Origin of the sequence: Streptomyces sp. DI166 (genome assembly GCF_900091315.1) — a bacterium.
Lineage (GTDB): Bacteria > Actinomycetota > Actinomycetes > Streptomycetales > Streptomycetaceae > Streptomyces > Streptomyces fuscus.
Genome location: NZ_FLSP01000061.1, coordinates 17,457 through 39,326, shown reverse-complemented (window position 1 = coordinate 39,326; position 21,870 = coordinate 17,457). Strand labels below are relative to the sequence as shown.

Sequence of the window (21,870 nt, the reverse complement as noted above, 5' to 3'; positions counted from 1 at the left end):
CAAGCAATGGTTCTCAGCAATACCTTATGGCTCGCGACCGGTCCTCGGACGACCGGGACCCCCGCTCACCGCAGCCCGAGGAGGCCCTCCCGTGGCAGACCGCACACCACCGCTAGGCGTCGAGGAACTGCGCGGCCTCGTCGCGAGCGGTGAGATCGACACTGTCGTCCTGGCCTTTCCCGATATGCAAGGGCGGCTCCAGGGCAAGCGCTTCGCCGCCCGCTTCTTCCTCGACGAGGTCCTCGACCACGGCACCGAGGGCTGCAACTACCTGCTCGCCGTCGACGCCGAGATGAACACCGTCGACGGCTATGCGATGTCGTCCTGGGAGAACGGCTACGGCGACTTCGCCATGCACCCCGACCTCGCCACCCTGCGCCGCGTCCCCTGGAACGAGGGCACCGCGCTCGTCATCGCCGACCTCGCCTGGGAGGACGGCACCCCGGTGGTGGCCGCGCCCCGCCAGATCCTGCGCCGCCAGCTGGAGCGGCTCGCCGAGCACGGGCTGACCGCGCAGGTCGGCACCGAGCTGGAGTTCATCGTCTTCAAGGACACCTACGAACAGGCCTGGGACGCGAACTACCGCGGACTGACCCCGGCCAACCAGTACAACATCGACTACTCCGTCCTCGGCACCGGCCGCATCGAGCCCCTGCTGCGCCGCATCCGCAACGAGATGGCGGGCGCCGGGCTCACCGTCGAGTCCGCCAAGGGCGAGTGCAACCCCGGCCAGCACGAGATCGCCTTCCGCTACGACGAGGCCCTGGTCACCTGCGACCAGCACGCCGTGTACAAGACCGGCGCCAAGGAGATCGCCGCCCAGGAGGGCATGTCGCTGACCTTCATGGCCAAGTACAACGAGCGCGAGGGCAACTCCTGCCACATCCACCTCTCGCTCACCGACGCGGACGGCGCCAACGCCATGGCCGGGCCGGGCGGGATGACCGACCTCATGCGGCACTTCCTGGCCGGACAGCTCGCCGCGCTGCGGGACTTCGCCCTGCTGTACGCGCCGCACATCAACTCCTACAAGCGGTTCCAGCCGGGCTCCTTCGCCCCGACCGCGGTCGCCTGGGGCCACGACAACCGCACCTGCGCCCTGCGCGTGGTCGGCCACGGCCGTTCCCTGCGCTTCGAGAACCGCCTCCCCGGCGGCGACGTCAACCCGCACCTCGCGGTCGCCGGCATGGTCGCCGCGGGCCTGTACGGCATCGAGCAGCGCCTGCCGCTGCCCGAGGCGTGCCCCGGCAACGCCTACACCGCCGACTACGAACACGTCCCCACCACCCTGCGCGAGGCCGCCGAGCTGTGGGAGAACAGCCCGCTCGCCAAGGCCGCCTTCGGCGACGAAGTCGTCGCGCACTACCGGAACATGGCGCGCGTCGAGATCGACGCCTACGACGCCGCGGTCACCGACTGGGAGCTGCGCCGCTCCTTCGAACGCATGTGAGGCCCCACGTGTCCGACCAGCTCCACGTACTGAACCCGGCCACCGAGGAGGCCGTCGCCACCGTCCCGGCCACCGGCGCCGCGGAGGTGGACGCGGCGGTCGTACGGGCCGCCCGCGCCCAGACCCGGTGGGCGGCGCTGGCCCCCGGCGACCGGGCCCGGCTGCTGCGCAGGTTCGCCGTCGTCGTCGACGAACACCTCGAAGAACTGGCGAGGTTGGAGGTCCGCGAGGCCGGGCACACGCTCGGCAACGCGCGCTGGGAGGCCGGCAACGTCCGTGACCTCCTGGACTACGCGGCGGGCGGGGTGGAACGGCTCACCGGGCGCCAGATCCCGGTCGCCGGCGGCCTCGACATCACCGTCCTGGAACCCCTCGGCGTGGTCGGCGTGATCGCCCCCTGGAACTTCCCCATGCCCATCGCGGCCTGGGGCACCGCCCCCGCGCTCGCCGCAGGCAACGCCGTCCTGCTCAAGCCCGCCGAGACGACCCCGCTGACGGCCCTGCGGCTGGCCGAACTGGCGCTGGAGGCCGGACTGCCCGAGGGCCTGTTCCAGGTCCTGCCGGGACACGGACCGGTCGCGGGCAACGCCCTCGTCGAGCACCCGGGCGTGGCGAAGATCGTCTTCACCGGGTCAACAACCGTGGGCAAACAGGTGTTGGCGAAGGGCTCGGCGCTGCTGAAGCGGGTCACCCTCGAACTCGGCGGCAAGAGCCCCAACATCGTCTTCGCCGACGCCGACCTCGAAGCCGCCGCGCAGGCCGCCCCCATGTCCTTCCTCGACAACGCCGGACAGGACTGCTGCGCCCGCACCCGCATCCTCGTCCAGCGGTCGGTGTACGACCGGTTCCTGGACCTGCTCGCCCCGGCCGTCGAGGCCGTACGCGTCGGCGACCCCTCCGACGAGAGCACCGACATGGGCCCGCTGATCTCCCGCACCCAGCTCGACCGCGTCCGCTCCTACGTCGACCCCGACGCGCCCGGCATCCGCGGCAAGGCACCCGAGGGCCCCGGCTACTGGTTCCCGCCCACCGTCCTCACCGGCGTCGACCCGCACGCGCGCGTGGCCGTCGAGGAGGTCTTCGGACCCGTCGCCGTCGTCCTGCCCTTCACGGACGAGGAGGAGGCCGTCCGGCTCGCCAACGCCACCGACTACGGCCTGTCCGGCTCCATCTGGACCCGGGACGTCGGCCGCGCCCTGCGCGTCTCGCAGCGCGTCCGCGCGGGCAACCTGTCCGTCAACTCCCACTCCAGCGTCCGCTACTGGACCCCCTTCGGCGGCTTCAAGCAGTCCGGCCTCGGCCGCGAGCTGGGCCCGGACGCGCTGACCGCCTTCACCGAGACCAAGAACGTCTTCATCAGCACGGAGGGCCCCGCACAGTGACCGAAGAGATTGTGTGCCGCCGCCTGGTCGGCCGTACCGCCGTCATCACCGGAGCCGGCAGCGGCATCGGCCTCGCCGCCGCCCGCCGGCTCGCCTCCGAGGGCGCCCACGTGGTCTGCGGCGACGTCGACGAACAGCGCGGCAAGGCCGCCGCCGAGGAGGTGGGCGGCACCTTCGTCAAGGTCGACGTCACCGATGGCGAACAGGTCGAGGCGCTGTTCCGGACCGCGTACGAGACCTACGGCAGCGTCGACATCGCCTTCAACAACGCGGGGATCTCACCGCCCGACGACGACTCCATCCTGGAGACCGGTCTGGAGGCCTGGAAGCGCGTCCAGGAGGTCAACCTCACCTCCGTCTACCTGTGCTGCAAGGCCGCGATCCCCTACATGCGGCGCCAGGGCAAGGGCTCGATCATCAACACCGCGTCCTTCGTGGCCCGGATGGGCGCGGCCACCAGCCAGATCTCCTACACCGCCTCCAAGGGCGGCGTCCTCGCCATGTCCCGTGAGCTGGGCGTGCAGTTCGCACGGGAGGGCATCCGCGTCAACGCCCTCTGCCCCGGCCCCGTCAACACCCCGCTGCTGCAGGAGCTGTTCGCCAAGGACCCCGAGCGGGCCGCGCGGCGCCTGGTGCACATTCCGGTCGGGCGGTTCGCCGAGGCCGAGGAGATCGCCGCCGCGGTGGCCTTCCTGGCCAGCGACGACTCCTCGTTCGTCAACGCCACCGACTTCCTTGTGGACGGCGGGATTTCGGGGGCCTACGTCACCCCGCTGTAACGCTCCGCCTACAGTGCCCGCATGAGCATGTCGCCCCCACCCGGCTGGTATCCCGACCCGCACGCACCGCACTTGGAGCGCTGGTGGGACGGCACGGCCTGGACCGAGCACCGGCGCACGCCGGAGGCGACCGCGCCCGTTCCGACGGCCGCGGGCAACTCGGGGCGGGCCAAGGCCGTCGCCGTCACCACGGCGGCGGCCGTGCTCGTCGCGGCGATCGTCACCGGCGCGGTGGTGCTGGGACAGGACGACGACCCGGAGATCGCGACCGCCACCACCCAGGCCCCCACCACCAGCGAGCCGCCCTCGCCCGCACCCACCCCGACCACTGGCGCGCCCTCCGCCGACGACCCGTCCGTCGTCACCGACGAACTCAACGGCATCACCCTGCCGTTGCTCGACGGCTGGGTCCGGCCCAAGTACGTCGCCGACAGCGACGTCGTCATGACCACGGACGGCACCTACGACTGTCCCGGCGACGACGGCGTCTGCCGCCACGGCCTGGTCATCTCCCGCACGATCACGTCGAACGACGAACGGTCCCCGGAGGTGCTCGCCAAGGAGGACGTCAAGAAGGCCGCCGAGGACGCCTACGACCGCGACACCATCGGCAGGCGGCCCTACGGCGGCATGGAGTCCCACAAGGTCGTCGAGTCCGGCCCCGTCGCGGTGGCCGGGCGGGCCGGGTACTTCGTGCGCTGGAAGGTCACCACGGCCAAGGGCCCCGGCGGCTACGTCCAGTCCACGGTCTTCCCGTCCCGCGTCGGCATCGAGTCCCCGGTGTGCGTCCGCTACGTCTTCGACGCGGGCGAGGACGGCCCGCCCCTGGCCGACATGGACCGGATCACCAAGGGCATCCGGTCCGTCGACGACCCCGAGGGCGGCGGGGGAGTGGGCAGCAGCGTGGGTCCCGGCCCCGGGGAGGGGCTGGGCGGCTAGAGGAAGGTATGGGCGGCTAGAGGAACGTGTGCCCCTCACCGCGGTACGTCGGCACGGTCGCCGTGACGCGGTCGCCCTCGATCAGGTGCACCTGCTCGAAGCGCTCGCACAGCTCACCGGCCTTCGCGTGCCGGAACCACACCTTGTCGCCGAGCAGCAGATCGTCCGCGGGCGAGCCCAGCAGGGGCGTCTGCACCTCGCCGGGGCCCTCCTGGGGGTCGTAGCGCAGCCCCTCCGGGAGGTACGGCACCGGCAGGCGGTCCGGTCCGGCGGCGCCGGAGGCCGGGTAGCCGCCGCCCAGCACCGTCACCACGCCCACACCGGGGCGGCGCACCACGGGCTGGGCGAACAGGGCCGCCGGACGCCCGCTGAAGGACGTGTAGTTGTCGAACAGCCGCGGCACGTACAGGCCCGACCCGGCGCCGATCTCGGTCACACAGTCCTCGGCGGCCGTGAACTGCACACTGCCCGTGCCCCCGCCGTTGACGAACCTGAGCCCCGGCGCGACCGCGCGCAGCGCCGCCACCACCTCGGCCCGCCGCCCGGCCAGTTCCCGGCGCGCGGTGGCCTGCATCAGCCGCACCGCCCGCGAGCGCAGCGGCCGTCCGGCGATCGAGTCACCGACTCCGGCGATGTGTCCCTCGTACGCCATCAGCCCGACGACCTCGAACCCGTCCCGCCGGGCCACGATCCGGGCCAGGTCGGCGACCTGGTCGGGGGAGTGCAGCGGGGAGCGCCGGGCGCCGACCCGGACCCGGCCGCCCAGCAGTCTCAGCGAGGTGTCCAGCTCCAGGCAGACCCGTACGGTCTCCCGGCCGCCCTCGCGGGCCTCGTCGATGAGCCGGAGCTGGGCCGGGTCGTCGACCATCACGGTGATCGCCGAGGCGAGCTTCGGGTCGCCGGTCAGCTCGGCGAAACCGGCGCGGTCGGCGGAGGGGTAGGCGAGCAGGATGTCGTCGAACCCGGAGCGGGCCAGCCAGATCGACTCGGCGAGCGTGAACGACATGATCCCGGCGAAGCCGTCGCGTGCCAGGACGCGTTCCAGCAGCGCACGGCAGCGCACGGACTTGCTGGCGACGCGGATGGGTTTGCCGCCCGCGCGCCGGACGAGATCGTCCGCGTTGGCGTCGAAGGCGTCCAGATCCACGATCGCGAGAGGGGCGTCGAGATGGGCGGTGGCCCGGTCGTAACGGGCCCGGTCGGCGGCGCGCGCAGTCATGAACGCAGCCTGCCAGACCGGATTACCGCAGGGTAGGGGGACGTTCCGGGCTAAAGCCCCGGGCTCGTGGACTGGTTCCCGTCGGGCGGGGGTCAACCCGTAGAGTGACGCGCACGCACGGGAGGGCGCGGATGCGGTCCCCCTCGGGCGGGTAGAAGTCGCCCGGAACACCGGGCGCGGGCGAACGACCGGTGCCCGAGCACCACCAAGAGGAAACGGGGGGCGCATGAACCAAGAAGCGCAGCGCGCCCCCTTCCCCCGCCGTCCGGACGAGGGCTCCGCCCCGGACACGTCCGCCGTCCCGCCCCGCTTTTCCCGCCGTCCGGACGAGGGCTCCGCCCCGGACACGTCCGCCGTCCCGCCCCGCTTTTCCCGCCGTCCGGACGAGGGCTCCGCCCCGGACACGTCCGCCGTCCCGCCCCGCTTTCCCCCGTCTGCGGGGCCCGTCGGACACCCCGCCCCCGCCCAAGGCTTCCTCCCGCTTCCCGGACGCACCCCCACCACCGAAGCAGCCACCGACGACGGACGAAGTCCCCCCGAGGCCTGCCACACCCCCACGCCCGACATCGACGCCGCCCCGCTTCGACGGCCCGCCGGAGACGCCACCACGCCCGCACGGCTCACCGACGGCCCCGCCCCGCCGGGATGGGCCCGCAGGGGCTCCGCCCCGCCCGACCACGGCCGCCTCCGGCCCGGTGTCCTCTGCTTTCACCCCGCCCCGCCCGAAGGCCGCGCCACCGGCACCAGGTGACCCCTCGCCTCGGACCACCGGCCCGTCCGGCACCGCCGTGCCGCCGCGGCCGAGCGGTTCGGCGCCGAAGCCGACCCGTTCAGGCGGGTCGTCGGACGTGCCGCCGCGTCCGCTTGGGGCGCCGTCGGGGGCTGGTCGCCCGGGCGGGGCCGCTGGAACTTCCGAGCGTCCTGCCGGTTCGAGTTCCGTGCCTCCGCGTCCGAACACGTCGCCGTCGGGGCACGGCGGCTCGTCGGGGGCGCCTTCGCGCCCGGCTGCCGCCGGAGTGGTTCCGCCGCGTCCGCACGGCTCGGCGTCGGGGCGGTCGGGCGGTGCCGCCGAGGGGCCGACCCGCCCGTCCGGCAGTCCGACCGGCACCGTCGTACCCCCGCGGCCGGAGGCTCCGGCGTCCGTACCCCCGCGTCCGGCCCCCGCCCCTTCGCGTCCCGTCTCCTCCGTGGATGCCCTCGCTCGCCCCGCGACCCTGCCGCCGCACCCGGAGCGGGAGTCCGGACAGGGGTTCGGGGGGCCGGTCGAGGGGCCGTCGGAGACCACTCGGCGGCTTCGGCCGGTCAGGGAAGAGGCCGCGCCGGACAACAAGGCGCCGCGGGTTCCTGATCCGGCTCTTTCCTGGAGTGCCCCTGTCAGCCCCGTCAGCCCCGTCAGCCCCGTCGTCGAACGGCCCGTCGTGAGCTTCGCGGAGCCCGAGAGGGCCGCCCGGAGGTTCGGAGGGCGCGGCGGGGCCCGGGTCGCCGCCGTGGCCGCCTGTCTCGTGCTCGGGTTCGGGCTCGTCGGGGGCGCCGTGACCGGGAGCTGGCTCGTGGGGGACTCCCAGGCCGCCGGATCCCGGGACAGCTTCGTCGCCGCCCGGAGCATCTGGCACAGCGTGCCCGTCGACCAGCTCTTCCCCACGACCGTGGCGGGGCAGGGCGCCGGACCCGGCGGCGCCGACCGCACCTGGACGCGGATCGCCGTCGCGCCGGACAGCGGCTGCAAGGGCGCCTTCGACCCCCTCCTGCGCAAGGCCCTCGCCCCCGTCGGCTGCCAGCGGCTGCTGCGCGCCACCTACACGGACGCCACCCAGACCTACGTCACCACGGTCGGCCTGCTCTTCACCAAGGCGGACGCCTCCGCCATGGCCTCCCTCGCCAAGAGGTTCACCGAGGAGAAGCTGGACAGCCGTACCGACCTGATGCCCCGCCCGTACGGCCCCGGCTTCGAGAACGACATGCGCGCCTCCTGGACCGTCTCCGTACTCACGGACGCCCCCGTGGTCGTCTACGCCGTCTCCGGCTGGCGGGACGGCCGCGGCGTCGACCAGCCGCAGCCCGCCGAGGAGGCCATGGAGACCGGCGCCACCACGGCCCCCGCCCAGGCCGGCCTCGGCCACGAGGCACAGGGCCTCGCCGACCGCATCGAACGCGCCCTGCGCAAGCAGGTCGGCCCCTACGCCAAGGAGCAGGCGGCATGAGGGCCCGGCGTACGGGCCTGCTCAGCGCCCTGCTGGCCGGTGTCATCGCCCTGGTCCCCACCACCGCGCACGCCGACGGCATCCGCGCCCAGCAATGGGCCCTCGAAGCCCTGCACACCGAGCAGGCCTGGCAGACCGCCAAGGGCAAGGGCATCACCGTCGCCGTCCTCGACACCGGCGTCGACGACCAGCACCCCGACCTCGCCGGGAACGTCCTCGCGGGCAAGGACATGGTCGGCTTCGGCGCCGAACGCGGCGACCGCGCCTGGGCCCGCCACGGCACCGCGATGGCCGGCATCATCGCGGGCCACGGACATGGCTACGGCAACGCCGACGGCGTCATGGGCATCGCGCCCGAGGCGAAGATCCTGCCCGTCCGCGTGATCCTGGAGGACGGCGACACGGCCCGCGCCAAGGCCCGCACCACCCGCGGCAACGCCCTCGCCGACGGCATCCGCTGGGCCGCCGACCAGGGCGCCGACGTCATCAACCTCTCCCTCGGCGACGACTCCAAGTCCGCCCACCCCGAACCGGCCGAGGACGAGGCCGTCCAGTACGCCCTGAAGAAGGGCGCCGTCGTCGTCGCCTCCGCGGGCAACGGCGGCGAGAAGGGCGACCACATCTCCTACCCGGCCGCCTACCCGGGCGTCATCGCCGCGACCGCCGTGGACAAGTTCGGCACCCGCGCCTCCTTCTCCACCCGCCGCTGGTACGCCACCGTCAGCGCGCCGGGCGTGGACGTGGTGATCGCCGACCCGGACCGCAAGTACTACCAGGGCTGGGGCACCAGCGCCGCCGCGGCCTTCGTCTCCGGCTCCGTGGCCCTGGTCAAGTCCGCCCATCCCGGACTGACCCCGGCCCAGATCAAGAAGCTGCTGGAGGACACCGCCCGCAACGCGCCCGACGGGGGCCGCGACGACTCCCGCGGCTACGGCTTCATCGACCCCGCCGCTGCCATCGAGAAGGCGGCCGAACTCGAACCGGCGGGCCTGAAGCCGAAGGCGTACGGCGAGCAGTACTTCGGTTCCGGCCCCGACACCGGCGGGTCGGACGACGGCGCCACCGACTGGGCCGCCCCGCTGGCGGGCGGCGTCGGGGGAGTGCTGCTGGTGACCGCCGTGGTGCTCTGGCGCGGACGCAGGGAGAGCGAGCTGTAGCCCGGCGGCTACTCCCGCGCGAACACCGACACCGCCGCCTTCGCCGCCGCCTCCACCAGCGCGACCCCGTCCTCCTTCGTCGCGTTCCCGTCCGACAGCGCGGCCACCAGGAACTCCCGCCCGTCCACGGTCACCCGCCCGACGCTGTTGATCACCCACAGCCCGGTCGTGCTCCGCGGCAGCCAGCCGTTCTTCAGCGCGCACGCCGAGCCGTCCGCGACCGTGGACACGCCCCACCGCTGATCCTCGACGACCTTCCCCATCAGCCCTTGGAGATAGGCCCGCGAGGCCGCGCTCAGCTCCGACTCCGCCCCGAAGACCTGCCCGAGCAGCCGGAGTTGGTCCGCCGCCGTGGTCCGGGTCAGGCCCCACAGCATCCCGTCACCGCCCTCGGTGTCCGTCAGGCCCAGGCGCTCGTTGGCCGCCGCCAGCCCCTCCGCCCGGCCGACCGTCTCCCACAGGGCCGAGGCGGAGTCGTTGTCGCTCCGCTCGATCATCGCGGTCGCATACGCCTTCTCCGCCGAGGTCAGCGCCCGCCCCTCGTCCTGCGCCCGCAACAGCAGCGCCGCCAGGACGTCGACCTTCACGATGCTCGCCGTGACGAAGGACGCCTCCCCGTACGCGGCGCTCGCACCGGAGCCGACGTCCAGCACCGCCACGGACACCCGCGCCCCCTCCGCGACACGCACCGACTCCATCGCCTCGGCCAGCCGTTCCTCGGGGTCCACCGTCGGCAGGGTCACCGGCTCCACACTCGCCTCCTCGCTCGCCGCCACCACCACGGGCGACGACGATGACGATACGGAGGCGAGCGGGGCGTCCCGCTCCTGCACGTACACCGTCCCCGCGGCCGTACCGCCCACCACCGTCACGGCGGCCAGGGCGAGGTACAGCGAGGGAACACGGCGTCTGCGCGCCCGGGAGGACGCTCGGGAGGGCTCCATGCCCGCGATGCTCGGGCCGGTGACTGTGCCCCCGATGAGCCGGACGTTAGATCTGTGTCAGGGAAGTCTGAGATTCCGGTGAAGCCGGTCACGGCCGTGTTTCCGGCCCCGCACAAACGCTGCAGGATCCCCCCGATAAGGTCGGTGACCGTGGCGAAGAAGAACATTCCCGACCCCCCGTTCTCCGACGACGACGGCTCCCCCGACCCGGCGCTGAGCGCGGCCCTCGCGGCCTGGTCCGAGGACCGCACCGCCGTGGCCCCGGTGCTGAAGGCACTCAAGGACGCCCGGCTGCTCGTCCCGGTCGTGGCCGTCCTCGGTGAGGTCGAGGAGGACGAGAACGGTCTGCGCCGCGAGAAGACCAGCGACATGGCCGTACCGACCCTGCGCGCCGGTGACCGCAAGGCGCTGCCCGCCTTCACCTCCGTCGACTCCCTCGCCCGCTGGGACCCGGCCGCCCGCCCCGTCGCGGTCGCCCTGCACCAGGCCCTGGAGGCCGCGGCGCACGAGAAGGCCGACACCGTGGTGCTGGACATGTCGGGACCGGTGACGTTCGAACTGACCGGCCCGGCGCTGCTCGCCCTCGCCGAGGGCCGTACGACGACCGACCCGCTGGACGATCCGGCGGTCGTGGAGGCGGTGCGCGCGGTGGTCTCCGACGAGCCCGCGGTGCTCAGCGCCCACCTGGGCCCCGGCGCCAACGACGGCACCCTCGCCCTGGTCCTCGATCCCGGTGTCGCCCCCGACCAGGGTGTCCACGCGGTCGCCCGCCGTCTCGCCGCCGACGAGACACTGAGGGCCCGCCTGGTGCGCGGCCTCGACCTGGCAGTACTGCCGGCCGGTGCCACGCCTCCGGGCGAGCCCTTGTTCGTACGGGGATGAGCTCCGTGCGAGGACGAGGCGGCGCTGACTAGCCGTAGACCGGGCCCGTGTACTTCTCGCCCGGACCCTGGCCCGGCTCGTCCGGGACCAGGGACGCCTCGCGGAAGGCGAGCTGGAGCGACTTCAGACCGTCCTTGAGCGGGGCGGCGTGGAAGGAGCTGATCTCGGTGGTGCTCGCGTCGAGCAGTCCGGCGAGCGCGCCGATCAGCTTGCGGGCCTCGTCCAGGTCCTTGTACTTGTCACCCTCCTCGGTCAGACCGAGCTTCACGGCGGCGGCGCTCATCAGGTTCACGGCGACCGTCACGATCACCTCGACGGCCGGGACCTCGGCGATGTCGCGGGTCATCTCGTCGAAGTCGGGCGTCGTCTCGGGGCTGTCCGAGGGGGAGGTGTCACTCATGACGACCACGATAGGCGCAGGGGCGGGCCGGGACCGACCCCGCCTCGGTTAGCCCTGACCCCGGGGAGCTGCTAACCTTGGGTGACGACCGGCCGCACACCTATGTGTACGGCCCACAAGTGGAGGCTCCGAACTCCCACCTGACCGTCCTCCGGGACGGCGGGTCACCGGTCAGGCGGCCACCACCGTTCCGTACGGACGGTGGAGTCGCCCGAAATCGCGCCCCGCGGTTGACGCGGCGGTGTTCCGGCAGTGGAGCCCCGCCTGTGTCCCGTCCGGGGCATTTTTCATGCGCCGCGATGGTTGGTCCCTATGTCAATCAGACATACGCGGCTGTCCGCCAGACCGCCGTGTGGTGCTACCGAGGAGGATCCATCAGCGCCGAGCCCCGCATCAACGACCGGATTCGCGTTCCCGAGGTGCGACTTGTCGGTCCCAGTGGCGAGCAGGTGGGCATTGTCCCGCTGGCCAAGGCACTGGAGCTTGCGCAGGAGTACGACCTGGACCTGGTCGAGGTCGCGGCGAACGCCCGTCCGCCCGTGTGCAAGCTCATGGACTACGGGAAGTTCAAGTACGAGTCGGCCATGAAGGCCCGTGAGGCGCGCAAGAACCAGGCGCACACGGTCATCAAGGAGATGAAGCTCCGGCCGAAGATCGACCCGCACGACTATGACACCAAGAAGGGTCACGTCGTCCGGTTCCTCAAGCAGGGCGACAAGGTCAAGATCACGATCATGTTCCGTGGTCGCGAGCAGTCCCGGCCGGAGCTCGGCTACCGACTGCTGCAGCGTCTCGCGGAGGACGTCCAGGACCTCGGTTTCGTGGAGTCGAACCCGAAGCAGGACGGCCGGAACATGATCATGGTTCTCGGTCCGCACAAGAAGAAGACCGAGGCGATGGCCGAGGCTCGCCAGGCTCAGGAGGCCCGCAAGGCCGAAGCGAAGGCCAACCCCGGCCGCTCGCAGAACGCCGCGGACTCCCAGGCCCCTGCTGAGGCTTCCGCCGAGGCGTGATCCCGGGGGACACCAGTCCCCAGGACACAATCGAAACAAGAGCGACGCTCCCCTGTGCCCGGTTTAGCGACCGGGCACCGGAGCGCCACCGACGAGGAGAGAACGGCGCTATGCCGAAGAACAAGTCGCACAGCGGTGCCAGCAAGCGCTTCAAGGTCACCGGCTCCGGCAAGGTGCTCCGGGAGCGCGCCGGCAAGCGCCACCTGCTTGAGCACAAGTCGTCCCGCGTGACGCGTCGCCTCACCGGCAACGCCGAGATGGCCCCGGGCGACGCCAAGAAGATCAAGAAGCTTCTCGGCAAGTGACGCCTCGGCGCACGAGCGCCGTACGTCAGGACCGGGACCCAATCGAATCCGGGCCGTGTGAGGACAACCACGGCCCCGCTACAAGGAGTTAACAAGTGGCACGCGTCAAGCGGGCAGTCAACGCCCACAAGAAGCGCCGGGCGATCCTGGAGCAGGCCTCCGGCTACCGCGGTCAGCGTTCGCGCCTGTACCGCAAGGCCAAGGAGCAGGTCACCCACTCGCTGGTCTACAACTACAACGACCGCAAGAAGCGCAAGGGTGACTTCCGCCAGCTGTGGATCCAGCGCATCAACGCCGCTGCCCGCGCCAACGGCATCACGTACAACCGCTTCATCCAGGGCCTGAAGGCCGCCAACGTCGAGGTCGACCGCAAGATCCTCGCCGAGCTGGCCGTCAACGACGCCACCGCGTTCGCCGCGCTGGTCGAGGTCGCGCAGAAGGCTCTGCCGGCGGACGTCAACGCGCCGAAGGCTGCGTGACGCTGGCGCTTGGCCTAGGCCGACGTGCTGTGTACGGACCCGTGGGCTTCTGCCTGCGGGTCCGTTGTGTGTCTTGGTGCGGTGGGTTCGGCACCGCCGTCGACCGCCGTCGTGGTTGATCGCCGTTGCGGCGGAAAGTTGGTGTGTACGAAGGTGAGTGGAATGCCTCCTGTTGCCCCCGAGCTGATCTCCCCCCGTTCCCCCCGTGTCAGCGCCGCGCGGCGGCTGGCCAAGCGGAACTTCCGGGGCAAGGAGCGGCTGTTCCTCGCCGAGGGACCGCAGGCCGTGCGGGAGGCGGCCGGGGCCGCGGACACCCTGGTCGAGCTGTTCACCACTGTCGAGGCCGCCGAGCGGTACGCCGACATCATCGGTGAGGCCCGCGCCGCGGGCGCCCGGGTGCACCTGGCCTCCGAGCAGGTCATCGCCGACATCTCCACCACCGTCACCCCGCAGGGCCTGGTCGGGGTCTGCCGGTTCCTGGACACCCCCTTCGAGGAGATCCTCGCCGCCCGGCCCAAGCTCGTCGCCGTACTCGCCCATGTGCGCGACCCCGGCAACGCCGGGACCGTACTGCGCTGCGCCGACGCCGCCGGCGCCGAGGCCGTCGTGCTGACCGACGCCTCCGTGGACATGTACAACCCCAAGGCGGTGCGCGCCTCGGTCGGTTCGCTCTTCCACCTGCCGTTCGCCGTCGGTGTGCCCGTCGAGGAGGCCGTCGCCGGGCTCAAGGCGGCCGGGGTGCGCATCCTCGCCGCCGACGGCGCCGGGGAGGACGACCTCGACGACGAGCTGGACAAGGGCACCATGGGCGGGCCGACCGCCTGGGTGTTCGGCAACGAGGCCTGGGGGCTCCCGGAGGAGACCCGCGCGCTCGCCGACGCCGTCGTGCGGGTGCCGATCCACGGAAAGGCCGAGAGTCTGAACCTCGCCACCGCCGCGGCCGTATGTCTCTACGCATCGGCCCGTGCACAGCGCGCCTCCGGAGGGTGCCGCAGCGTCACCGCGAGCTAGTAGGGTGACCAGTTCGGGGCCCCTCAGCCGTCTGAGAGGTGGGGTACGGGGATGAGTGTCGGCACGAGCAACGCACCGGGAGCACGGGACGTGCGTCGCCCGCCCGCGCCCCGGTCCGGTGACCTCGCCGAACTCGGCATCGACCCCGACGACCTGCCCGACGGACTCGTCGTCGCCGACGAGCACGGCCACGTCATCTGCTTCAACACCGCCGCTGAGCGCATCACCGCCGTGACCGCCGAGGAGGCGCTCGGGCAACGGCTGGAGAAGGCCCTGCCGTTAGAGGATCTGGAGGGCCGCCGCTGGTGGCAGCTGACCGATCCGTACGGCGGGCTCGCCATCCGGGTGCGCCAGCCCGAGCGGAACCTGCTGCTGCCCGGCGGCCGTGAGGTCCTGGTCACCGTGCGGTACGTGCGCGCCGAGCCCACCGGCCCGGTGCGCCGGGTCGTCGTCACGCTCCGGGACACCGAGGCCCGCCGCCGCACCGAGCGCAGCCACGCCGAGCTGATCGCCACCGTCGCCCACGAGCTGCGCTCGCCGCTGACCTCCGTCAAGGGGTTCACCGCGACCCTGCTCGCCAAGTGGGAGAGGTTCACCGACGACCAGAAGCGGCTGATGCTGGAGACCGTCGACGCCGACGCCGACCGGGTCACCCGGCTCATCGCCGAGCTGCTGGACATCTCCCGCATCGACTCCGGGCGGCTGGAGGTCAGGCGGCAGCCGGTCGACATCGGCGCCGCCGTCTCCCGGCACATCCAGGCGTACGTCGCCGCGGGGCAGCCCGCCGACCGGTTCCTGCTGCGCATCCAGCAGCCGCTGCCCGCGCTGTGGGCCGACCCGGACAAGATCGACCAGGTGCTCAGCAATCTGCTGGAAAATGCCGTGCGGCACGGCGAGGGAACCGTCACGATTGACGTCACGCCCACGGCGTCCCCCCGCGAGGGCGAGGACGCCGGTACGTCGGTCACGGTGAGCGACGAGGGGTCCGGCATCCCGGAGGAGTCCATGAACCGCGTCTTCACCCGCTTCTGGCGGGGCAGCAAGCGCGGCGGCACCGGCCTCGGGCTCTACATCGTCAAGGGCATCGTCGAGGCCCACGGGGGCACCATCACGGTTGGCCGCGCCACCGGCGGTGGCGCCGAGTTCCGATTTACGTTGCCCGTGGCCGCTCCGGCGTTTGAATTCGAACTGCCCCGTAGGGTCGTATAGGGCGGTGGTGGGAGACGGGAGGGCCTGACGGCCGCGGGCGCATTCGTCACCGCTCACCCCGTTAGACTCGGCCTTTGGCACCTTTGTGTCCTGCACACGGCCCACCGCGCCGGTCACGGGGACCATCAGCCTGGGGGCACCTCCCAGCGTTAGCTGGGGGACAATCGGAAGCACGGGAAGAGATGTCGGCACCCAATAAGTCGTACGACCCTGTCGAGGTCGAGGCGTTGAAACCGGAAGAGATCGAGCGCATGCGGGACGAGGCGCTCGCCGCCTTCGCCGCCGCGGACTCCCTCGACGCGCTCCAGGAGGCCAAGGTCGCCCACACCGGCGGTACCTCTCCGCTGGCCCTCGCCAACCGCGAGATCGGCGCCCTGCCCCCGCACGCCAAGGCGGACGCGGGCAAACGCGTCGGCCAGGCCCGCGGCGCCGTGAACAAGGCCCTCGCCGCCCGCCAGGCCGAGCTGGAGGCCGAGCGCGACGCCCGCGTGCTGGTCGAGGAGGCCGTGGACGTCACGCTGCCCTTCGACCGGGTCCCGGCCGGCGCCCGCCACCCGCTGACCACGCTCTCGGAGCGCATCGAGGACATCTTCGTGGCCATGGGCTACGAGGTCGCCGAGGGCCCCCAGGTCGAGGCCGAGTGGTTCAACTTCGACGCGCTCAACATCGGCCCGGACCACCCGGCCCGCGGCGAGGCCGACACCTTCTTCGTCGAGGGCCCCAAGGGCGGCACCGAGTCCGGTGTCGTGCTGCGCACCCACACCTCGCCGGTGCAGATCCGCTCGCTGCTCGACCGTGAGCTGCCGGTCTACGTGATCTGCCCGGGGCGGGTCTACCGCACCGACGAGCTGGACGCCACGCACACCCCGGTCTTCCACCAGGTCGAGCTGCTCGCCGTGGACGAGGGCCTGACCATGGCGGACCTCAAGGGCACCCTGGACCACATGGTCCAGTCCCTGTTCGGCGAGGACATGAAGACCCGGCTCAGGCCGAACTTCTTCCCGTTCACCGAGCCGTCCGCCGAGATGGACATGGTGTGCTACGTCTGCCGCGGCGAGTCCGTCGGCAACCCCGACCGTCCCTGCCGCACCTGCTCCAGCGAGGGCTGGATCGAGCTGGGCGGCTGCGGCATGGTCAACCCGCGGGTGCTCACCGCCTGCGGCGTCGACCCGGAGAAGTACAGCGGATTCGCCTTCGGGTTCGGCATCGAGCGGATGCTGATGTTCCGCCACAACGTCGAGGACATGCGAGACATGGTCGAGGGTGACGTCCGGTTCACCCGGCCGTTCGGGATGGAGATCTGATGCGGGTCCCGCTTTCTTGGCTGCGGGAGTACGTCGACCTGCCGGCCACCGAGACCGGCCGCGACGTGCAGGCCAAGCTGATTTCGGCCGGGCTTGAGGTCGAGACCGTCGAGCAGCTCGGCGCCGACCTCAAGGGCCCGCTGGTCGTCGGCCAGGTGCTGACCATCGAGGAGCTGGAGGGCTTCAAGAAGCCGATCCGCTTCTGCACCGTCGACGTCGGCCAGGCTGGGGGCACCTCCCAGGCTTTCGGCTCTGGGGGAGGCACCGGTGAGCCCCAGGAGATCGTCTGCGGCGCCCGGAACTTCGCCGTTGGCGACAAGGTCGTCGTGGTCCTGCCCGGCGCCACCCTGCCCGGCGGCTTCTCCATCAGCGCCCGCAAGACCTACGGCAAGGTCTCGCACGGCATGATCTGCTCCAGCGACGAGCTGGGCATGGGCGACGACGGCTCCAAGGGCATCATCGTGCTGCCCCCGGAGACCGAGGTCGGCAAGGACGCCATCGAACTGCTCGAACTGGTCGACGAGGTCCTGGACATCGCCGTCACCGCCAACCGCGGCGACTGCCTGTCCATCCGCGGCGTCGCCCGCGAGACCGCCATCGCCTACGGCCTGCCGCTGCGCGACCCGGCCCTGCTCGACGTGCCCGCGCCGAACGAGTTCGGCTACCCGGTGAAGGTCTCCGACCCCCTGGGCTGCGACCGCTTCACCGCCCGCACCGTCACCGGCCTGAGCCCCGAGGCCCGCTCCCCGATCTGGCTCCAGCGCCGGCTCCAGAAGGTCGGCATGCGCCCGATCTCGCTCGCCGTCGACGTCACCAACTACGTGATGATGGAGCTCGGCCAGCCGCTGCACGCCTACGACCGCAACCTGGTCCAGGGCACCATCGGCGTGCGCCGCGCCGAGGAGGGCGAGAAGATCGTCACCCTCGACGGTGTCGAGCGGAAGCTGCACGCCGAGGACCTGGTCATCACCGACGACCGCGGCCCCATCGGCCTCGCGGGCGTCATGGGCGGCGCCAACACGGAGATCGCCGATCACGACGACCTTGAGAACGCCACGACCGACGTCGTGATCGAGGCCGCCCACTTCGACCAGGTCGCCATCGCGCGCACCGCCCGCCGCCACAAGCTGTCCTCAGAGGCGTCCCGTCGCTTCGAGCGCGGTGTCGACCCGGCGGCGGCCGCCGCCGCGGCCCAGCGCACCGTCGACCTGCTGGTCCTGCTCGCGGGCGGCACCGCCGAGGCCGGTGTCACCGAGGTCAGCGCCCCGTCCGCGCCGCACACCATCACGGTGCCCGCGGACCACCCGGACAAGGTCGCCGGTGTGGTCTACGGCCGGGAGACCGTCGTACGCCGCCTCCAGGAGGTCGGCTGCGACGTGTACGGGCAGGACGAGCTGATCGTCACCGTCCCGTCCTGGCGGCCCGACCTGCTGGAGCCGAACGACCTCGCCGAGGAGGTCATCCGGCTGGAGGGCTACGAGAACCTGCCCTCCACGCTGCCCAAGCCGCCGTCCGGCCGCGGTCTGACGCACCGCCAGCGGCTGCACCGCCGGGTCGGCCGCGCGCTGGCCGGTGCCGGGTACGTCGAGGCGCCCAACTACCCGTTCATCTCCGAGCAGGTCTTCGACCAGCTCGGCCTGGACGCCGAGGACCCGGCCCGCCGGGTCGTGAAGCTCACCAACCCGCTCAACGACGAGGAGCCCGCGCTCCGCACGTCGCTGCTGCCGGGCCTGCTCGGCGCCCTGCGCCGCAACGACGGACGGGGCTCGCACGACCTGGCCCTGTTCGAGACGGGCCTGGTGTTCCTCCCGCGCGAGGAGCAGGGCAGCGCTGTCCACCTGCCCGTGGACCGGCGTCCCACCGACGAGGAGCTCGCCGCGCTCAACGCGGTGCTGCCCGACCAGCCGCGTCACGTGGCCGTCGTCCTCGCGGGCGCCCGCGAGCAGAGCGGCTGGTGGGGTGGGGGCCGTCCGGCGGGCTGGGCCGACGCGGTGCAGGCCGCGCGGACCGTCGCCGCCGAGGCGGGCGCCGAACTGATCGTGCGCTCCGGGCAGTACGGGCCGTGGCACCCGGGCCGGTGTGCCGAGCTGCTGGTCGTCGTGGACGGCGCCGAGCGGGTCGTCGGCCACGCCGGTGAGCTGCACCCGCGTGTGCTCAAGGCGCTGGGCCTGCCCGCGCGCACCTGCGCGACGGAGCTGGACCTGGACGTGCTGGAGCAGGTCGGCGACGGTGTGCCGCAGGCGCCGAGCATCTCCACGTTCCCGGTCGCCACGCAGGACGTCGCCCTCGTCGTCGACAAGTTCGTGCCGCACGCCGATGTGGAGGCCGCCCTCCGCGAGGGCGCCGGTCCGCTGCTGGAGGCCATCCGCCTGTTCGACGTGTACGAGAACGCCGAGCAGCTCGGGGACGGCAAGAAGTCGCTGGCGTACGCGCTGCGGTTCCGTGCCGGGGACCGCACGCTGACGGTGGACGAGGCCTCGGCGGCCCGGGACGCGGCGGTCGCCCTGGCGGGCGAGCGCACCGGGGCCGTACTGCGCGGCTGACACCCGTGTGGGGGTCCGCCCTCCACACCCGCCCCGGTCACCTCACTCAATCGAGTGAGCTTTCCGGGCGAACTGGTCCTTCCGGGCCATGCGGTCGACAGAATCGGACCGGCCTTTCGGGGTCGGTCCGTTTCTGCGTCACTGGGCCTGCAATTGGGGGGCCACCGGATGATCCGCATGATCCGCACGAAGACGGCGGCCGGAACCGGCCTGATCCTCCACGAGGGACTGAGCGTCGCCGCCACCCAGCTCTCCGCCGACCGAGGCTGCCGTCCGGGCGGCGACCTGTACGAGGTCATCGCCACGGAGCACGGGGTGCGCGTGGTGATGGGCGACGTCAGAGGCCACGGCATCGCCGCTGTGGACACGGCCGCCGCCCTCCTCGACGGCTTCCGCGAGGCGGTCCAGGACGAACCCGACCTGGACCGCGTACTGCGCCGCCTGGAACGCGCCCTCGACCGACACCTGCGCGAACGCCCCTGCGGGGAACACCCCGTGACGGAGGAGTTCGCGACGGTCCTCCTCCTGGAGATCGGCCCGGAGGGGGACGTACGGGCCCTCAACTGCGGTCATCCCTGGCCGTACTTGATCAGCGGGACGAGAGTCGAGCAACTGAACGGGGCTGATCCACTGCCCCCGTTGGGGATCCTTCCGCTGCCACCGAACCTCCCGACCACGTGGCAGGGCCCCCTGCTCCCCGGCGAGACCCTGGCCCTGTACACGGACGGTGTCGAGGACGCCCGCGATGGGCATGGCCGGTTCTTTTCGCTGAAAGCGGCGTTAGCAAGCGCACTTCACGCGCAGGCACCATCCCCACAACTGATCCTTGAGGAAGTTCTTCAGGCCCTCCTGCACCACGCAGGCGGCGCCCCACCCGACGACGTGGCTCTCCTGTTCCTACGGAACGACCGAACCAACCCCTTGGGGGCGCGGGGAACCGCGCGACCAGCCACAACGCACCCCCGGCCGACAACGCACCTTTAGCGCAACGGCGTTTGGCCGATGCCGTCTGCCCGGCGGACGCCGTCCGCCCCGCCACGGAGTGTCGGGCAGGCAGCTGGGCGGACGGCGCGGAAGCGGGCCGCCGCACTGTACGAGGGGGAGCCGACGGCCCGGCCGGCCTCTTTCGAGGCAATTCAGTCAACCGGTTGGAAACTCTCTGCGACAGTGCGCGCACAGCGCGGATTCGAGCACTCCGTTCACACCCCGTGTGAAGACGGACCCACTACTCTGACGGCACCGAGCGACCCGGGGGGCCCACCATGCAGCCCAACACTCTGCTCGACGCGATCCTGGACGAGGCCGGGATCTCGCACGCGGGGCTGGCAGCGCACGTGAACCAGGCGGGCCGGGCACGCGGCCTCGCGCTCAGGTACGAACACACCGCCGTCGCCCGGTGGTTGAAGGGGCAGCGCCCGCGCGGCCAGGTGCCCGACCTGATCTGCGAGGTGCTGGCGGCGCGGCTGCAACGCCCGGTCACCCTCGACGACATCGGACTCGGCGTCCCCGGCGAACCCTCGTCCCCGCACGGCACCTCGCTCTCCGGCTTCGTCGAGCGGGCCACCGCCCTGTGGCGTTCCGACGAGCAGCAGCGCCCGCACATCCTGGGCGCGCCCGCGGTCACCGGCACGCCCGCCGTGATGCCGGTGTGGGAGTGGGAGAACCCGCCCGAGGACGTGGACGTCTCCCGGGGCGGCCGGCACCGGGTCACCCCGGCCGACATCGAGATGCTCCGGGCCGCCCGGACGCACTACGAGCAGATGTACCGCAAGGCCGGGGGCATAGCCACGCGCAGCCGGATCGTCGGTTTCCTCAACGCCGAGGCGGCCCCGCTGCTGCGCGGCAGCTACACCGACGCCACCGGCCGCCAACTGCACCGCGCCACCGGCGGACTGGTCGCCATCGCCGGGATCTGCGCCTACGACTCCGACGCGCACGGCCTGGCCCAGCGCTACTTCCACCAGGCGCTGCGGCTCGCCAAGGCCAGCGGTGACCGGGGGCTCGGCGCCTATGTGATCGCCCTGCTGGTCAACCAGGCGCTGTTCATGCGGGAGTTCAGACAGGCCGTGGCCTTCGCTGAGGCCGCGCTGCGCGCCGCGGGCAAGCACATCACGCCCGCCCTCGCCTCCGATCTGTACGCGATGCAGGCCAAGGCGTACGCCCACCTCGGCGACGGTACGAGCGCGCTGTCCTGCATCCGGCGTGCCGAGCAGGCCGCCGAGCGCATCCGGCGCGGATACGAGCCCGACGAGACGGGCTATGTCCAGCCCGGACTGGTCAATGTGCAGGTGGCGGAGGCGCTGCTGAGTCTCGGCGAGCTGGCGGCGGCGGGGGAGCACGCGGCGGCGGCCGTGGACAACCCGGCGCACGACCGGGGCCGGGTGCACCGGCTGGCCATGCTCAGCACGATCGAACTGCGTCAGGGCAATGCCGATAAAGCCGTGGCCACGGCCGTGCAGATGGCCGAGCAGGCCCGGGGGATGGAGTCGCAGCGGCTGCGCGACAGACTCCGGGCGGTACGCGAACACCTGGTGCGCAGCGGCTGTGCGGGCACCACCGAGGCCGCGGAACTCATCGACGGCGCACTGCGCGTACCGCTGTGAGCCGGTGCTCGCCCACCGACAGCTCCTAGTCCCTGCTGCGATATTGCCAC

General features: G+C 72.2%; 20 protein-coding genes. 17 read left to right on the top strand and 3 right to left on the bottom strand.

All coding sequences use genetic code 11. The annotated features are described in order from the left end of the window. The first annotated feature begins 91 nt into the window (after window positions 1–91). The 4 genes from GA0115233_RS26285 to GA0115233_RS26270 are packed head-to-tail and all read left to right on the top strand — an operon-like array spanning window position 92 to window position 4,550. On the top strand, window positions 92–1,450 hold the full coding sequence (locus tag GA0115233_RS26285; RefSeq protein ID WP_093722774.1) for a glutamine synthetase family protein: 1,359 nt from the start codon (window positions 92–94) through the stop codon (window positions 1,448–1,450). 8 nt (window positions 1,451–1,458) lie between these two features. Next, window positions 1,459–2,832: an aldehyde dehydrogenase family protein gene (locus GA0115233_RS26280; protein ID WP_255310356.1), complete on the top strand. Its 1,374-nt coding sequence runs from the start codon at window positions 1,459–1,461 to the stop codon at window positions 2,830–2,832. Continuing rightward, the gene (locus GA0115233_RS26275; RefSeq protein WP_093722773.1) at window positions 2,829–3,611 is read left to right on the top strand and encodes a 3-oxoacyl-ACP reductase; all 783 of its coding nucleotides are present in this window, start codon (window positions 2,829–2,831) and stop codon (window positions 3,609–3,611) included. The genes GA0115233_RS26280 and GA0115233_RS26275 overlap by 4 nt, the downstream gene beginning before the upstream one ends. A 27-nt stretch (window positions 3,612–3,638) precedes the next feature. Then, the gene (locus GA0115233_RS26270; RefSeq protein WP_093722772.1) at window positions 3,639–4,550 is read left to right on the top strand and encodes a DUF2510 domain-containing protein; all 912 of its coding nucleotides are present in this window, start codon (window positions 3,639–3,641) and stop codon (window positions 4,548–4,550) included. 16 nt (window positions 4,551–4,566) lie between these two features. Here the strand turns inward: GA0115233_RS26270 and GA0115233_RS26265 are convergent, their stop codons facing one another. Next, window positions 4,567–5,769 (bottom strand): amino acid deaminase/aldolase, encoded by a 1,203-nt coding sequence (locus GA0115233_RS26265; protein WP_093722771.1) that lies wholly within the window; start codon window positions 5,767–5,769, stop codon window positions 4,567–4,569. A gap of 226 nt (window positions 5,770–5,995) precedes the next feature. Between GA0115233_RS26265 and GA0115233_RS40695 the strand changes: the two genes are divergently transcribed. The 3 genes from GA0115233_RS40695 (at window position 5,996) to mycP (ending at window position 9,127) form a co-directional block, all read left to right on the top strand. Continuing rightward, window positions 5,996–6,520: a hypothetical protein gene (locus tag GA0115233_RS40695; protein WP_141689569.1), complete on the top strand. Its 525-nt coding sequence runs from the start codon at window positions 5,996–5,998 to the stop codon at window positions 6,518–6,520. A gap of 667 nt (window positions 6,521–7,187) precedes the next feature. Beyond that, a complete protein-coding gene (locus GA0115233_RS26260) occupies window positions 7,188–7,970 on the top strand; it encodes a hypothetical protein (protein WP_093722770.1) in 783 nt (260 codons plus the stop codon). Then, window positions 7,967–9,127, top strand: a complete 1,161-nt coding sequence (gene mycP, locus GA0115233_RS26255; protein WP_093722769.1) for a type VII secretion-associated serine protease mycosin — start codon at window positions 7,967–7,969, stop codon at window positions 9,125–9,127. Before GA0115233_RS26260 ends, mycP begins: the two co-directional genes overlap by 4 nt. A gap of 8 nt (window positions 9,128–9,135) precedes the next feature. Here the strand turns inward: mycP and GA0115233_RS26250 are convergent, their stop codons facing one another. Further along, window positions 9,136–10,071, bottom strand: coding sequence for a serine hydrolase (locus GA0115233_RS26250; protein ID WP_093722768.1), 936 nt, complete (start codon window positions 10,069–10,071; stop codon window positions 9,136–9,138). A 150-nt stretch (window positions 10,072–10,221) separates the two neighbouring features. Here GA0115233_RS26250 and GA0115233_RS26245 point away from each other — a divergent pair, with 150 nt between their 5' ends. Beyond that, window positions 10,222–10,953, top strand: a complete 732-nt coding sequence (locus GA0115233_RS26245) for an SseB family protein (protein WP_093722790.1) — start codon at window positions 10,222–10,224, stop codon at window positions 10,951–10,953. A gap of 28 nt (window positions 10,954–10,981) precedes the next feature. Here the strand turns inward: GA0115233_RS26245 and GA0115233_RS26240 are convergent, their stop codons facing one another. Beyond that, window positions 10,982–11,353 carry a DUF1844 domain-containing protein gene (locus GA0115233_RS26240; protein WP_093722789.1) on the bottom strand — a complete coding sequence of 124 codons (372 nt, stop codon included), beginning with the start codon at window positions 11,351–11,353 and terminating at the stop codon, window positions 10,982–10,984. Between the two features lie 350 nt (window positions 11,354–11,703). On the opposite strand from GA0115233_RS26240, the gene infC reads away from it, so the two are divergent. The 9 genes from infC to GA0115233_RS26195 all read left to right on the top strand — a co-directional run bounded on the left by infC (window position 11,704) and on the right by GA0115233_RS26195 (window position 21,820). Beyond that, window positions 11,704–12,366, top strand: a complete 663-nt coding sequence (infC, locus tag GA0115233_RS26235; protein ID WP_176711943.1) for a translation initiation factor IF-3 — start codon at window positions 11,704–11,706, stop codon at window positions 12,364–12,366. Window positions 12,367–12,476: 110 nt separating this feature from the next. Next, entirely contained in the window at window positions 12,477–12,671 is a 195-nt protein-coding gene (gene rpmI, locus GA0115233_RS26230) for a 50S ribosomal protein L35 (protein ID WP_015661694.1), read from the top strand. Between the two features lie 95 nt (window positions 12,672–12,766). Then, entirely contained in the window at window positions 12,767–13,150 is a 384-nt protein-coding gene (gene rplT, locus GA0115233_RS26225) for a 50S ribosomal protein L20 (protein ID WP_004933571.1), read from the top strand. A gap of 162 nt (window positions 13,151–13,312) precedes the next feature. Then, a complete protein-coding gene (locus GA0115233_RS26220) occupies window positions 13,313–14,161 on the top strand; it encodes a TrmH family RNA methyltransferase (protein WP_093722767.1) in 849 nt (282 codons plus the stop codon). 51 nt (window positions 14,162–14,212) lie between these two features. Continuing rightward, window positions 14,213–15,370 (top strand): sensor histidine kinase, encoded by a 1,158-nt coding sequence (locus tag GA0115233_RS26215; protein ID WP_093722766.1) that lies wholly within the window; start codon window positions 14,213–14,215, stop codon window positions 15,368–15,370. A 182-nt stretch (window positions 15,371–15,552) separates the two neighbouring features. Then, complete coding sequence (gene pheS / locus GA0115233_RS26210; RefSeq protein WP_093722765.1) at window positions 15,553–16,674, top strand: phenylalanine--tRNA ligase subunit alpha; 1,122 nt, start codon at window positions 15,553–15,555, stop codon at window positions 16,672–16,674. After that, a complete protein-coding gene (gene pheT, locus GA0115233_RS26205; protein WP_093722764.1) occupies window positions 16,674–19,217 on the top strand; it encodes a phenylalanine--tRNA ligase subunit beta in 2,544 nt (847 codons plus the stop codon). Before pheS ends, pheT begins: the two co-directional genes overlap by 1 nt. Before the next feature lie 177 nt (window positions 19,218–19,394). Then, entirely contained in the window at window positions 19,395–20,201 is an 807-nt protein-coding gene (locus GA0115233_RS26200) for a PP2C family protein-serine/threonine phosphatase (protein WP_255310355.1), read from the top strand. Window positions 20,202–20,479: 278 nt separating this feature from the next. Then, window positions 20,480–21,820, top strand: a complete 1,341-nt coding sequence (locus GA0115233_RS26195; RefSeq protein ID WP_093722762.1) for a transcriptional regulator — start codon at window positions 20,480–20,482, stop codon at window positions 21,818–21,820. Window positions 21,821–21,870 lie beyond the last annotated feature (50 nt).